Below are 13417 nucleotides of genomic sequence, written 5' to 3' on the forward strand. Positions count from 1 at the left end.
CGATCGAAATCCCACAAGTTCACGGCATTCGACAACACTGTTCCAAATTTCAGAATAATGCCGCAATGCAGCGAGGGCGCTCAGATGGACCAGCTTTCAGCGATGCGCGTTTTCGTCCGCGTGGTGGAAACCGGCAACTTCACCCGTGCCGCCGCGACGCTCAATATGCCGAAGACGACGGTCACCAATCTCGTTCAAAGCCTCGAGGCGCATCTGCGCACGACGCTTCTCAACCGCACGACACGCCGGGTGATGGTGACGACCGACGGCGCGCTCTATTACGAGCGGGCGACGCAGATCCTCTCCGAACTCGATGAGCTCGACGGCAGCATGTCGAATTCCCAGACACAGCCGTCCGGACGATTGCGTGTGGAAATGGCAGGCGCCTTTGCGGATCTGCTGGTCGTTCCGTCGCTCTGCGATTTCTACACACGCTATCCGCAGATCCGGCTGGATATAGGCGTCGGCGACCGACTGGTCGATTATATCGCCGAAAACGTCGACTGCGCATTGCGGGCCGGGACCCCGACAGACCAGTCGCTGATCGCCCGCAAGGTCGGCGAACTCGGCATGCATGCCTACGCAGCCCCTCTCTACGTCCGCAACGTAGGAGTACCGGAACATCCGAAGGACTTGGAGGAGGACCATTTTTCCGTCGGATACCTGAACGCCCAATCAGGACGCGTGAGGACGCTGGAATTCCGCCGCGGCGATGAAGAGCTGGAGATTACGCCGCGTTATATCGTCTCCGTCAACGATGCCCGATCCTATGTAAACGCGGCGGTCTCCGGCATGGGCATCGTGCAATCGCCGCGTTTCATGGTGCGGGAAGCCGTGGAGAAAGGCGATCTCGTCGAGGTGCTTTCCGACTGGCGCTGCGAATCCCTCCCCCTTTACATCGTCTATCCGCAGACCCGGCATTTGAGCAACAAGGTGCGCGTCTTTGTCGATTGGCTCGCCAAGCTCGTGCAGAATTTGAAGGTCGAGGACAATCGAGAGCAGATCCGCAAGGCGAGCTGAGACCGCTGCGGGCCGAGAAATCATGCGTTCCGCCCAGGAATTTATGCCTCGACTCGTGCGGGGGTGATAAAGCGTTGCTTGAGAATTTTGCAATCGGAATATTCTGAGCATGACACGTTGGGGACATGTCGCAATCGCCGTGCTGGGCGGCATCGCAGCCGCTCTGCATGTCGGCAAGGTACCGCCCGCCATCCCCCTGCTGCGCTCCGAACTCGGCATGGATCTGGTGGCTGCCGGCTGGCTGATGGGGCTGGTGAGCGCGCTCGGAGCCGCCTGCGGCTTCGTCGTCGGCCGTTTCACCGACTACCTGACCCACCGCCGATCCATGATCCTCGGCCTGGCGCTTCTCATTGCCGGCAGCCTGATCGGCGCCGCGACGCTTTCCGAACCGGTGCTCTTTGCAAGCCGCGCTCTGGAAAGCGTCGGCCTCATCATGGTTTCCGTTGCGGCACCAGGCCTGATCGCCTCCTCGATCGATCCGCGCGACACCGGCCTCGCCCTGGCGCTCTGGGGCGTGTGGATGCCGGTCGGCGTTGCGGTCATGATGATGTTCTCCCCCTTCCTTCTGCCGAGTTTCGGCTGGCAGGGCTCATGGGTCTTCGCCGCGATCCTGAGCCTCATCCCCATGCTTGCGCTGCTGACGATGAAAACGGCGCAACCGCAGACCACTGGCCAGCCATCGACATCGCTGCCGGCGTCCGTCAGGCTCACCGCGTCCCGGCCCGTTTCCTGGATCCTCTCAGGCATTTTCGTCGCCTACAGCGCGAGCTTCATGTCCGTCTTCGGCTTCCTGCCGACGCTGCTGATCGAGGAGATGGGGATCGGTCTGACGGCCGCGTCCATCATGACCGCGCTCGCCGTGCTGGCGAACGGCGTGGGCAACGTGCTCGGCGGCGTCTTGGCCCGCTGGGGCGCGCCTCGCTGGATCCTGATCGCCGGTCCCTGCGTGATGCTGACGCTGACGGCCTTCGTGGTCTTCGGCCATGGCTTCCCGCTCTGGATGCGCTATGCCTCATCGGTGCTCTACGCCGTTTCGGGCGGTGTCCTGCCGGCGACGATCATGGGCTCGCTGCCGGTCTACGCGCCGCGCCGCGACCTTGTCGGCACGTTCAGCGGCTTCGTCATGCAGGGCTCCAATATAGGCCAGGTCTTCGGACCGATGCTGCTCGCCTCGATCGTCGCCGCTTCAGGCTGGCAGGGTGCGCCCTATTACATCGCCGGCGCAACCGGACTTGGCTTCGTGCTGGCGCTCCTTCTGCGCCAGACGGAACGCCGGATCGCCGCAGCGCATCCCAAGACGGCATGAGACGGGCTGGCTTGCACTGCAAAATCCGTTAGTCTCCCTTGGCCAAACAAGGGGAAGCAGATCATGAAACATCACGTCGCCGCGTCTTCAAAAACCTGCGCCTGGGGTTATTTCGACCCCACGCGCGAGCCCGTGCTGACCATCGATAGCGGCGATACGGTGGTGATCGAGACCGTCTCAGGTCCGCCGGAGGTGCTGCCGAAGGAAGGATTTACCATCCTTCCCGAACATTTCGAAATCCATGAGAATTGCCGGCCGATCATGCAAGGCCATATCCTGACCGGCCCGGTTGCCGTGCGCGGCGCCAAGCCCGGCCAGGTGCTGGAGGTCAAGATTGTCGATATCGAGCTGCGTCAGGACTGGGGCTACAACGTCATCCGGCCGCTTGCCGGCACCCTGCCCTACGATTTCGAGAATACGCGGCTGCTGACCATCCCGCTCGACCAGGAAAAGAATGTCGGCCGCCTGCCCTGGGGCCTCGACCTGCCGCTTGCACCCTTCTTCGGCGTCATGGGCGTCGCACCGCCGCCGAACTGGGGCCGCATCACCTCGATCATGCCGCGCGCCCATGCCGGCAATATCGACAACAAGGAACTCGTCGCCGGCACGACGCTCTATCTGCCGATCTTCAACGAGGGCGCGCTCTTCTCCTGCGGTGACGGCCATGGCGCCCAGGGCGATGGCGAGGTCTGCATCACCGCGATCGAAACGGCATTGCGCGGCACGTTCCAGCTCACGGTGCGCGACGACCTCGATTTCGTCTATCCCCGCGCCGAAACGCCCACCCACTACATCACCATGGGCATGGACCCGGACCTCGACCAATGCGCCGTCATGGCGCTGCGCGACATGATCGTGCTGTTGGGGGAAAAGGGCGGCCTGTCGCGCGAGGATGCCTACACGCTTTGCAGCCTTGCCGGCGATCTCAGGATCACCCAGACGGTCAATGTCTGCAAGGGCGTCCACATGATGATGGCGAAGAACCTCGTCCACGCTGCGCAAGCGGGCGCATCAGCCGTAAGGTGATTGGCACTGCCGGCGCGGACTTCCGTCGAAGGGCTGGCAACTGTTGTCCTCGACGCGGTAGGAGCGGTAGCGGACAAAACACCATTCCTCATGCGCTCCGACAGGCGCGTCGCCCCCGATCGTCCGCGGTTCTGCATAATCGGCGAAGTCGTCAGCGGGCATTTCCTCGTCCGGAACCGCCCGCAATTCGCGCTGCTGCGGATCTTCCGATGATACGGCCGCGACATCCGGGCGCGTGCCTGGCGGGCGACACTGACGGCGCAGGCCGTTATAGGGCTGATAACTGTTGTCCTCCACCCGGTAGGAACGGTAGCGGGCGTAACACCACTCGGCATGCGCGGGACTCACCATAGGAGCAGGCTGCGGCGGATTGCCGATATCGGCGGCCCGCGCGTCCATGCGCGCCGGTGGTTTCGGATCGACCGACCCCGTAACGATGTCGTCGATCTCCGTGTTCTCTGCTCCGGCATTCGGCGCCGCGGCCGCGCTCTGCGGGGCGGGAGCTTGCCCGGGCATCTGAGCATCCGGCTTCCTCTCAGCGTCGGCGGCAATGGATGCCGAAGGCGTTCCCGGCGGAACTCGCTCATAATGCTGTTTGGACGTGTCGATTGGTTTCGGTTTGGACGTCCAGAGGTCCGGCGTATCCATATTGGCAAGTCGGTGCGGTTCCGGTTCGGCGATCACATTGGCGGTGATGACGACGCCGCTCAAGAAGACCAGCACCACCAGCACAAGACTCGCCAAAAGCAGAAGGACAGGCTTCACGACCACGCTCCGCATTTCGCAGTCAAATGCCGATGACGTCCCCGAAGTTCCCGGCGAAAGGGTGAAAGCCGTCCGGCTCATAATCACGAATGGTTGCAGCCCGACACTTGTCGAGCGGCGTATGGTAACGGAAGGAAAGTGGTGGGTGATGTAGGGCTCGAACCTACGACCCGCTGATTAAGAGTCAGCTGCTCTACCAACTGAGCTAATCACCCAAGAACCGTCTGCGGCGAGGCGTGCTCGCCAGCGGTGTGAGGGGCGTATAAAGGGGATCGTCCGGCTTGTCCAGCGGCTCGGCGAAAATTATTTGCCTACCCGGTCAAAAAATCCGCCAAGGTGAATTGCACGACGGCACGGATCTGGGCGCCATCCGCCTGCGAGGCGCAAAGGATCGTTGTTTCAACGGCTTAATGCGTCACAATATGGCAATCTTGGAGGGAACGGACTTAGAGATCGAGCGTGCCTTCCGCAAGCTTGACCGCCTGCCCGCCGATGCGGGCTCTGGCGATCTCCGCATCCTTCACGTCGATATGCAGGTAGATGAAGGACGGCCGCCCGATCTCGACGCCCTGCTCCACCAGGACCGGATGATGGCCGTCGGGCAGCGCATCGAAATGGCGGATCGCGCCGGAGAGCGCCGCGACCGCGGCCCCGGTCGCCGGGTCTTCGGAAATCCCCATGTCCGGAGAGAACATGCGCGCATGGAATTTCGCCTGATGATGCACCCCGCCCCGGCAATAGACGTAAGCGGAAGCCAGCGAGCCCTCCACGAAAGGCGCCGCCTTCACCCACAGGCTCGGATCGAATTCCAGGTTCTGTACGGTTGCGAGATTGTGCAGCGGAATCATCAGGAAAGGCACGCCGGCGCTCCAGATCGAAGCCACGTGATTCTCGAAGCCGATATGGCTCGCCTTGACGCTCAACGCATCGGCGATGCCCTGCCGGTCGAGAGGAAGGTCGATCCGCGCCGGCTTTCTCGGCAGGTCGAATTCGGCAAATCCTGCCTCGCCTTTCCGAAGCCGCACGGCGCAGCGCACCGGCCCGACATTCTCCTCCAGCACGCAGACCAGATCCATGTTCGCTTCGCGTGCGCCGTAATCGCGTTCCGCGAGCGCCACCGCCGTGCCGACCGTCGGATGTCCTGCAAAGGGCAGTTCCCTGCCGGGCGTGAAGATGCGCAGCCGCGCCGCATAGGCGGAATTCGTCGGGGATTGAATGAAAACCGTCTCAGAGAGGTTCATCTCCCTGGCGATCGCCTGCATGGCCTCATCGGTAAGGCTGCCACCGTCGAAGATCACCGCCAGCGGATTGCCGGAAAGTTTTTTGTCGGTGAAGACATCATAGATGCAGTAGCGACGGGCCAACGGCACCTCCCCCGTAATTTTCGATGGCGCCAAACTGCCCGAGCGGCCCGTCTGGCGCAACCCCGTTCATCGCGGTTTTTGCCCATCGCCGAAATACCAGTCCAGGACAGGCAGCATGCCGACATTGTAGGGATAGGCGGTGTGATCGGCCGAGCGGATCGCCACCGCGCCGGCGATCTCCTTGTCCTCCGCCACGTGCATATGCTGCTCGATCCGGGCGATCATCTGCTCCGCCGTCAGCTCGAACCGGAAGAGACGGAACAGCGTTACGGCACGCCGGAAGTGGGCGACGTAATATCCGTCGCTGGCGATAGCGTCGCGCAGGTCTATCCCCGTCTCCTCCAGCACTTCGCGCCGCATGTTGCGTTCCGGGTCGCAATAGCCGTCAGCGACGTCCTCGGGTTCGAAGGAGCCGCAGGCGAAATAGACCATGCCCGCATTGGCCGTGTGCGCTCCCATCCGGATCGCGACGAGGGCGCCATCGCAGGATTCGAGCACGGGATAGGCATAGATATGCAGGCCGCCATGCCGCTCCGGCTGCTTTCGCCACCAGAGGAAGGTGGAAAACGGAATGACATGGCCTTCGCTGAATATCCCGTCCCGGGCCAGGCCGATCCGCCTCTGAAGGATCATCCGGCCGTCGAACAGGGCGGGATTGGCGGCAATCTCGTCTTTCCAGTTCTCGGCGATGGCCTCCCGTTCGGCCAGATGGAGCGGATGTTCGCCCGGCAGGATGCGCATCTTCACCCGGTCGACGTGAAAGACGGTCTTCTCCGGCGGCCAGCCGGAAAAATCCTCCGAAAGGTCGACGGTCATTTCAGCTCCAGGGACATGACGACGGGGCAGTGGTCCGACGCCTTCGGCCGGTCCCAGCCGATGCGTGGAAACCGCTCGACCTCCTGCCCCGGTGGAAAGACGGTGCGGTAGGGCTGCCCGGCGCGGATGATCTCCGGAACGCTCTCCGGATTGTGCCCGGCGAGCGCCGGGGACAGCCAGATGTAATCGAGCTGGCAGAGATGCTGCTCCTCCGGCCCGCGGGCGTGGTAGAGCGTCCAGCGGTCCATCACGTCGCGGCGCTCGGCCGGGTTCACGACAAACCCGTCATGCGAAAACACGTCCAGCGCGCTCGCCTCTTCCCGTCTCGGCTCGAAGCGATAGCCTTCGCGCCGCGTGCCGATCACCTGCACCTTCTCCTGATAGTCGTTCATGTCGCCGCAGATGGCGAAGTTCTTGTCCGCCGTCCGGCCCTTGCCGAACCGGCGCTCGACGATGTGCCGCACCGCCTTGGCCTCCGCGATCCGGATCGCCATCGTGCCCGTCCGGCCATCGCCGCCCTCGCGGCCGTTGGTCATCGACTTGAAATGCACGACATAGAGCGAGAACGGTCTGCCGCCGATCTTCAGGTCGAGTTCCAGGCAATCGCGCTTGAAGATCTTGTCATGCGGCTGGCCGATGAGCGCCAGCTCCTCGTTGAACAGGCCTAGATCCCGGTAGGTCAGCATGGCATGGCTGCGAACGTCGAGCACCTCGATCTTCTCGCCGCTGCGGGTCTCCTCGCGCATCAGCACCGCGACGTCGATGCCGCGGGAATCGTTGCCCTCGACGAGATATTTCTGGCGGTAGCCATTGCCGACCATGCGGTAGAGGTAACCGTATTCGAAGGCCTGCAGCGCCGGCATGCTATCGACCTCCTGCAGGCAGAGGATGTCGGCATCGGCTTCCGCGATGGCGAGCGCCGAAAGCTGCCGCGTATCGTCGGTCTCGGCGATCATGCGGGCCTGTTCGAGCTGCTGATAGATCGCCTTGTCCTGGACGTCGTAGAGCCTCAGCACACGGTCCTGCCGGAGCTGGTTGCGCCAGCCGGAGAAATCGAAACGCGTCATCAGGTTTTCGATGTTGAAGGTGGCAAGGCGCAGCGGCATTCGACGTTTCCCTGTTTTGGCCGGCACCATAACCGGCACGCGGCGGCGTGGCTACAATCTCCAGGCGGAACGGATGACGATCGAAAGCGCATCTCCGGCCTTGACCGGCCGGCGGCTGAAGGCGCGCAGCGCCTGCCCGTCCGGGAGCGAAAGCCGCAGCGCGTAACGCTCGCCTTCGAAGAGCACGGAAAGCACGGCGACGGGCACGCCTTCAGCCGCGATCTCCACGTCCTGCGGGCGCACGAGGATATCGGCGCGCGGCGTATCTCCCTCCGAGGTCAGCAGCCTCTGCATCGCCGGCCAGTCGAGAAGCCTCTTGTCACCTTCCGGCGACGGAAGCGAAAGGATCGCTCCCTGCCCGACAAGCCCGCCGACCAGCCGGCCTTCGGGATGCGCATAGATCTCTTCCGGCGTCGCGACCTGCAGCAGCCGGCCTTCGGACATCACGGCAACGTCGGTCGCAAGCGCCATCGCCTCCGCCTGATCGTGGGTGACATAGATCATCGTCGCACCGGAGCGGGCATGGAACTCGCGAAAGGTCTCCTCCATCTCCTGGCGCAGATGCCGGTCGAGATTGGCGAGCGGTTCGTCGAGCAGCACCACGTCCGGTTCGGTGACGAGACAGCGGGCGAGCGCCACGCGCTGGCGCTGACCGCCCGAAAGATCGGCCGGACGCCGGTCGGCGAAACTTTCGAGCCTCACGGCAGAAAGGGCCTCCTTCACCTTCCGCTGCCGTTTCTCGCCGGAAATACCGCGCACCTTCAGCGGATAGCCGACATTCTCGGCAACGCTCATATGCGGCCAGAGCGCGTAGGACTGGAAGACCATCGCCATGTTGCGGTGCTCCGGCGCCACCATGTCGCCCGCATCGGCAAGCAGCCGCTCGCCGAGCAGGATCGAACCGTCCGTCGGCTGTTCGAAGCCGGCGATCATCCTCAGCACCGTCGTCTTGCCGCAGCCGGAAGGCCCGAGCAGAGCCAGGAAGCCGCCTTCCCGCACCGTGAGCGACACGTGGTTGACCGCCGGCCTGCCGCCGAGATCAAACGTCTTGGAAAGGCGGTTGAGAATCAGCTTCGCCACGGCACCACACCTTTCGGCAATCGTTTCGCCATCAGTTCCAGCGCCAGCATCATCACCACGACCATGATGACGACGAGCACGGAAAGGGCTGCGGCGAGATTGAAACTGCCGCTGTCGTCGAGATTGTAGATCGCCACGCCGAGCGTCTGGGTGCCGGCCGACCAGAGGAGCGCCGAAACGGTGAGCTCGTTGCAGGCGATCAGGAAGACGAGGATCACCGAGGCGCCCGCCGCAGGCGCCACCAGCGGCACGAGGATATCCGCAAGCCGCCGGCCGAAACCGGCGCCGGAAAGCCTGGCCGCCTCTTCCAGCGACGGATCGAGCTGCCGGAAGGCGCTGACCACAGGTTTCAGGCTGACGGCGAAGAAACTGGAAAAATAGGCGATCAGAATGATCCAGATCGTCCCGTAGATCGAAATGCCGATGATCGGAATGGGCGCCGCGAAGAGCAGGATGAAGGCGACCGCCAGCACGATGCCCGGCAATGCATAAGGGATTTCGGCAAGCGCCGAAATGACCGGCGCAAACCGGCTTCTGCCGCGCACCAGGAAATAGCCCGTCAGCACGGTCACCACCAGGAGGCCGAACGCGGTGGCGAGCGACAGCGTGATGGAATTGGTAAACGCGGTCCGCGTCACCGCCTGCCGGAAGAGGATTTCCTCATAGGCCTTGATCGTCACGGTCGAAGGGCTGAGCGGCACGCCATAGGCAGGTGCCAACGAGCTTGCGACAAGGGCGATGAGCGGCATGACGAGGATCGCGAAGATCGTCAGCCAAAGCGCGATCTCCGTCAGCCATCGCCAAGCGCCCAGCCGGAATACCGCCACCTGCCCCGAAAGTCCGATGACTCGATAGTCCCGGCCGCGCAGGACCCTCTCCTCCACGGTGAGCCCGATGATCGACAGGATGGCGATCAATCCCGAAAGCAGCGAGACATCCGCAAAGGTCCCCGGACCGAAGGCCGCGAATTTCGCATAGATCAGCGTCGGCAGCGTGTAGATCGAGGCCGGAATGCCGAGTATTGCCGGAATGCCGAAATTGCCGACGCAGGAGACGAAGGCGATCGCCGCACCCGCGGCAAGACCCGGCAGGGAAAGCGGCAGGATGACGTCCTTCAGCACTTGGCCAGACGAGGCGCCGGAAAGCCGCGCCGCCTCCACCGCATCGCGCGGCAGCGCCAGGAGCCCCGCCCTGAGCGAAAGATAGACGAGCGGCGCATTCTGCACGCCGTAGAGCAGCGCAATGCCGCCGATGGAATAGAGCGGCTGGGGCGAACCAAGCGGCGGCGCCATGCCCAGCGCCTTCAAAAGTGCGCTCGACGGCCCGGTCATGCCGATCCAGGCAAGCGCCGTCACCTGCGGCGGAATCATCGTCGGCAGCATGAAGAGGAAACCGAGCGCCGTCTTGCCGCGGATGTCGAAGAGCGTCAGCAGCAGCGCGAAACCGCCGCCGAGCACGATCGCCGCGATCATGCCGAAGAAGGAGGTGGTCAACGTATTGTAAACTGCCTGCCAGAGCGCCGGATCGGAGAGAAGCTGACGCGCACCGCCCTGCATGGCGGACGCGATGCCGGTCGCCGCGAGCCGCCCGAGCGGCAGAGCGCTCAGACAAAAGATCACCGTTACCACAAAGGGAAACAGCCAGCGCGGCTGGCTGTTTCCCCGATTTCCGGATTGTGCCATGAGGCGCTTATATCAGCCTTTGATGCCGAAGATATCCGCGAAGGTCTTGACGTCCTTTTCGGAGCTCTTGAGCGCTTCCGAAGCGTTGATCGGCAGGACCTTGATCTGGTCGCGAGCCGGATAGCCGGCCGGCAGATCGATGCCCTTGCGGGCCGGGATATAGCCGAGCTTCGCCGCGACCTTCTGGCCGTTCTCGGACAGGAGATAGTCGATGAACTTCTTGGCAGTGTCCGCATGCTTGGTGGAGGCGAGGATCGCGGCCGGCTCGGTGACGGCGGAAACGCCTTCCGTCGGGAAGACGAACTCGACCGGCGCGCCCTTGGCCTTCTCGCGGAGCGGCATGTAATCGACGACGACGCCGTAAGCCTTCTCGCCCGAGGCGACGGATTTCAGCACGGCGCCGTTGCCGCCGGAAGCGACGGCACCATTGGCTTTCAGGTTCTTGTAGTAATCCCAGCCGAGGCTCGAAACGCCGGCAAGCGTCTGGGCGTGGATGAGTGCGGCACCCGAAGCAAGCGGGCTCGGCATGGTGACGAGGCCCTTGGCTTCCGGCTTGGCGAGATCCGACCAGCTCGTCGGCTTCATCCCAGCCTGGGTATTGTACATGATGCCGGTGGTTATCAGCTTGGTGGAATAATAATAGCCGTCGGCGTCATAGAGCGCGGCGTCGAAATTGGCGGCTTCCGGCGACTTGTAGGCCAGGAGCTGGCCGGCTTGCTTCATCCGCTCCAGCGTCACCGTGTCGGCGATCAGGAGAACGTCGGCGACCGGATTGCCGGCCTGGATCTCCGCGTTCAGCTTGGCCATGATCTGCGGCGTCCCGTCGCGAACCCACTGCACGTCGAGGCCGGGATTGAGGGCCTTGAAGCCGTCTACGGTGGCCTGCGCATCCTCGTTCGGCTGGCTGGTATAGAGCACGAGGTCGGCGGCCTCAGCGGCGCCGGCGATCATGCCGAAGGCCACGAGGGCGGTGAAAGCGGAGAGAAGGTTCTTCATCGGAGGTCCTTTCGAGAACGTATGGTCCGCTTAAACACAGTCACCTAACAGGTATATGACAGCGGAAAGCTCTCCACAGGCACCTGTAAGCAAGGGGAAAGGCTCCTGTCCCCGGGCGGAGACAGGAGCCCTGGCTCTGGTCTCGCTGGCGTCAGGCCGCAGCCGGAACGGCATTGGCGATCAGCCGGCCGAGACGCTGGATGCCCTCGTTGATCATCGCCTCGTCGGCACAGGAGAAGGAAAGGCGCAGCGTGTTGGCGCCCGAGCGGTCGGCGAAGAAAGCCTGGCCCGGCACGAAGGCCACCTTCTCCGTCTCGATCGAACGGGCGAGCAGGTCGGCGCCGTCCATGCCGGCGGGCAGCGTCACCCAGACGAACATGCCGCCTTCCGGCTTCGTCCAACTCGTGCCCTTCGGCATGTATTTGGCAAGCGCGGCCAGCATCGCATCGCGGCGCTTGCTGTAGGCGGCCCTGATCTTTGCGACCTGGGCGTCGAAACCGCGCGAGGCGACATGTTCGATGGCGATCTGGTTGATCGTCGAGGAATGCAGGTCGGCCGCCTGCTTCATCAGCACGAGCTTGCGGATGACCGGCATGGCGGCGACCACGAAACCGACGCGCAAGCCCGGCGCCAGCGTCTTCGAGAAACTGCCGCTGTAGATCGTGCGGGTGTTCTCGATGCCGCCCTTGCGGGCAATGTCGAGCGCCAGGATCGGCGGAACCGCCTCGCCGTCGTAACGCAGGTGCTGATAGGCCGCGTCTTCGAGGATCGCGATGTCGAGCTCGTCGGCAAGGTCGAGCAGCTTTTCACGGCTGGCCCGATCGACGGTCTCGCCGGTCGGATTGGCGAAGTCGGCCGAAAGATAGGCGAATTTCACGGCGCCGCCGGCCTTGGCCGCCGTCTCGCGATAGGCGTCCGGCGTGCGGTTGCCGAAGGAGAGCTGGTCGTAATTCGGCTCATAGGCGTTGAAGGCCTGCAGCGCGCCGAGATAGGTCGGCCAGGTGACGAGTGCCGTATCCTTCGGCGACAGGAAGAGCTTGCCGAGATAGTCGAGCGCCTGCTGCGAGCCGGAGGTGATGAAGACGTTCTCGACCTCGCATGGGATGCCGATCTTGACGATCTCGCCGCGGATCCATTCGCGCAGCGGCTTGTAGCCCTCGCTCACCGAATATTGCAGGGCAGAATTCACCTGTGCGCCGGAGAAAATGTCCGAGTAGGCCTCTTTGAACGCCTGGTCCGGAAAGAGCGCCGGATCGGGAATGCCGCCGGCGAACGAGATGATGTCCGGCCGCTCCAAAAGCTTCAGGAGTTCGCGGATTTCGGAAGCGCGCATGCGGCCGGAGCGCGTCGCGAAGATATGTTCCCAATCAAGCACGGAATGTTTCCTCTTATTTCAATTTTCTATGCCCGATCTTTACCGAAAGATCGACAGGTCAGCAATACTGACCTATTGGTTTGCTCCCTGTTTTTGATCACGTTTTGTGTTCGAAAGGATTGAGGACGGGGACCGACAAATCCTCGAAATCCCTGACATTACGGGTCACGACTATCATCCTGTGAACGACAGCCGTTGCGGCAATCAGGCAATCCTCAATCATGTGATCCGAACGACCGTGCATCAGGCGGGCCCATTCTCTGAACACGTCGGCATTGGCGTCGAGACAAGTGACCGAGGCAATGATCGCATCCAGCCATTGCTCTATCTCTTCGGCCTTTTGGGGATCGTTCCTCCGCGTCATTTCGATACCGGCCTGGATCTCTCCGGCGGAAATGCTGGCAAAATAAAGTGACGAACTTGGGACAGATGCAAGCCACGCCAAGACTGCCCCATGCGGCTTGCGCCGTCGAAACTCGGAAAGAATGTTGGTATCCAATATGTACATGGAGTGTCATTCGTCGAGATCGGGAATAGAACGACGCTTCAAGCGGCCTCGCGGCAAGGGCTCCAGATCAAATCGCGGTCCCGGCCCGAGAAGCAGTTCCTTCAAATCCGGCTTGGCCCGCTTTTTGAGACTCTCCCACTCATCGAGCGAAACGAGAACCGCCTTCGGCTCTCCTCGCTTGGAAACCAACTGAGGTCCTTGCTCCAGAGAGGCATCGAGCATTTCGCTGAAGCGAGCCTTCGCATCCTGAACCGGCCATTGACGCATTTAAAGCTCCATCTGACTAGTCAGGAGTCTAGTCAGATTCCAATCGGAAAGCAAACGAAAGAAGGCCGGAACTTGGTGCTCCGGCCTCCAAAAATGTTCGGCTGTC

The 13417-nt window shown here is 62.8% G+C and carries 13 protein-coding genes and 1 tRNA gene; 3 read left to right on the forward strand and 11 right to left on the reverse strand.

Going from position 1 to position 13417, the window contains the following annotated elements:
- The first annotated feature begins 84 nt into the window (after positions 1–84).
- The 3 genes from ACMGE0_RS23530 (at position 85) to ACMGE0_RS23540 (ending at position 3352) form a co-directional block, all read left to right on the forward strand.
- Positions 85–1020 carry a LysR family transcriptional regulator gene (locus tag ACMGE0_RS23530; protein WP_436818325.1) on the forward strand — a complete coding sequence of 312 codons (936 nt, stop codon included), beginning with the start codon at positions 85–87 and terminating at the stop codon, positions 1018–1020.
- A gap of 109 nt (positions 1021–1129) precedes the next feature.
- Entirely contained in the window at positions 1130–2326 is a 1197-nt protein-coding gene (locus ACMGE0_RS23535; protein ID WP_436818326.1) for an MFS transporter, read from the forward strand.
- Positions 2327–2386: 60 nt separating this feature from the next.
- Complete coding sequence (locus ACMGE0_RS23540; RefSeq protein ID WP_436818380.1) at positions 2387–3352, forward strand: acetamidase/formamidase family protein; 966 nt, start codon at positions 2387–2389, stop codon at positions 3350–3352.
- On the opposite strand, the gene ACMGE0_RS23545 is transcribed toward ACMGE0_RS23540, so the two are convergent.
- The 11 genes from ACMGE0_RS23545 to ACMGE0_RS23595 all read right to left on the reverse strand — a co-directional run bounded on the left by ACMGE0_RS23545 (position 3338) and on the right by ACMGE0_RS23595 (position 13311).
- Positions 3338–4117, reverse strand: a complete 780-nt coding sequence (locus tag ACMGE0_RS23545; protein ID WP_436818327.1) for a BA14K family protein — start codon at positions 4115–4117, stop codon at positions 3338–3340. The genes ACMGE0_RS23540 and ACMGE0_RS23545 overlap by 15 nt on opposite strands.
- Before the next feature lie 139 nt (positions 4118–4256).
- A tRNA-Lys gene (locus ACMGE0_RS23550) sits at positions 4257–4332 on the reverse strand.
- A gap of 231 nt (positions 4333–4563) precedes the next feature.
- Complete coding sequence (locus tag ACMGE0_RS23555; RefSeq protein WP_436818328.1) at positions 4564–5481, reverse strand: PhzF family phenazine biosynthesis protein; 918 nt, start codon at positions 5479–5481, stop codon at positions 4564–4566.
- A 66-nt stretch (positions 5482–5547) separates the two neighbouring features.
- On the reverse strand, positions 5548–6297 hold the full coding sequence (locus ACMGE0_RS23560; protein ID WP_436818329.1) for an NUDIX hydrolase: 750 nt from the start codon (positions 6295–6297) through the stop codon (positions 5548–5550).
- Positions 6294–7403 carry an endonuclease/exonuclease/phosphatase family protein gene (locus ACMGE0_RS23565; RefSeq protein WP_436818330.1) on the reverse strand — a complete coding sequence of 370 codons (1110 nt, stop codon included), beginning with the start codon at positions 7401–7403 and terminating at the stop codon, positions 6294–6296. Before ACMGE0_RS23565 ends, ACMGE0_RS23560 begins: the two co-directional genes overlap by 4 nt.
- A 51-nt stretch (positions 7404–7454) precedes the next feature.
- Positions 7455–8483: an ABC transporter ATP-binding protein gene (locus ACMGE0_RS23570; RefSeq protein ID WP_436818331.1), complete on the reverse strand. Its 1029-nt coding sequence runs from the start codon at positions 8481–8483 to the stop codon at positions 7455–7457.
- Complete coding sequence (locus tag ACMGE0_RS23575; RefSeq protein WP_436818332.1) at positions 8471–10165, reverse strand: ABC transporter permease; 1695 nt, start codon at positions 10163–10165, stop codon at positions 8471–8473. The genes ACMGE0_RS23570 and ACMGE0_RS23575 overlap by 13 nt, the downstream gene beginning before the upstream one ends.
- A 12-nt stretch (positions 10166–10177) precedes the next feature.
- Positions 10178–11161: an ABC transporter substrate-binding protein gene (locus ACMGE0_RS23580; RefSeq protein ID WP_436818333.1), complete on the reverse strand. Its 984-nt coding sequence runs from the start codon at positions 11159–11161 to the stop codon at positions 10178–10180.
- Between the two features lie 151 nt (positions 11162–11312).
- Entirely contained in the window at positions 11313–12536 is a 1224-nt protein-coding gene (locus tag ACMGE0_RS23585) for an aminotransferase-like domain-containing protein (protein WP_436818334.1), read from the reverse strand.
- Between the two features lie 97 nt (positions 12537–12633).
- The gene (locus ACMGE0_RS23590; RefSeq protein ID WP_436818335.1) at positions 12634–13044 is read right to left on the reverse strand and encodes a type II toxin-antitoxin system VapC family toxin; all 411 of its coding nucleotides are present in this window, start codon (positions 13042–13044) and stop codon (positions 12634–12636) included.
- Between the two features lie 6 nt (positions 13045–13050).
- Positions 13051–13311 (reverse strand): type II toxin-antitoxin system Phd/YefM family antitoxin, encoded by a 261-nt coding sequence (locus tag ACMGE0_RS23595; protein ID WP_436818336.1) that lies wholly within the window; start codon positions 13309–13311, stop codon positions 13051–13053.
- Positions 13312–13417: the final 106 nt, after the last annotated feature.

Origin of the sequence: Neorhizobium descurainiae, assembly GCF_051400715.1 — a bacterium.
GTDB lineage: Bacteria > Pseudomonadota > Alphaproteobacteria > Rhizobiales > Rhizobiaceae > Neorhizobium.

Bases quoted from the DNA above. Each gene is read 5' to 3' on its own strand.
- ACMGE0_RS23580 (WP_436818333.1), bottom strand. From the start codon at position 11,161: ATGAAGAACCTTCTCTCCGCTTTCACCGCCCTCGTGGCCTTCGGCATG.
- ACMGE0_RS23565 (WP_436818330.1), bottom strand. From the start codon at position 7,403: ATGCCGCTGCGCCTTGCCACCTTCAACATCGAAAACCTGATGACGCGT.
- ACMGE0_RS23590 (WP_436818335.1), bottom strand. From the start codon at position 13,044: ATGTACATATTGGATACCAACATTCTTTCCGAGTTTCGACGGCGCAAG.
- ACMGE0_RS23535 (WP_436818326.1), top strand. From the start codon at position 1,130: ATGACACGTTGGGGACATGTCGCAATCGCCGTGCTGGGCGGCATCGCA.
- ACMGE0_RS23530 (WP_436818325.1), top strand. From the start codon at position 85: ATGGACCAGCTTTCAGCGATGCGCGTTTTCGTCCGCGTGGTGGAAACC.
- ACMGE0_RS23560 (WP_436818329.1), bottom strand. From the start codon at position 6,297: ATGACCGTCGACCTTTCGGAGGATTTTTCCGGCTGGCCGCCGGAGAAG.
- ACMGE0_RS23595 (WP_436818336.1), bottom strand. From the start codon at position 13,311: ATGCGTCAATGGCCGGTTCAGGATGCGAAGGCTCGCTTCAGCGAAATG.
- ACMGE0_RS23575 (WP_436818332.1), bottom strand. From the start codon at position 10,165: ATGGCACAATCCGGAAATCGGGGAAACAGCCAGCCGCGCTGGCTGTTT.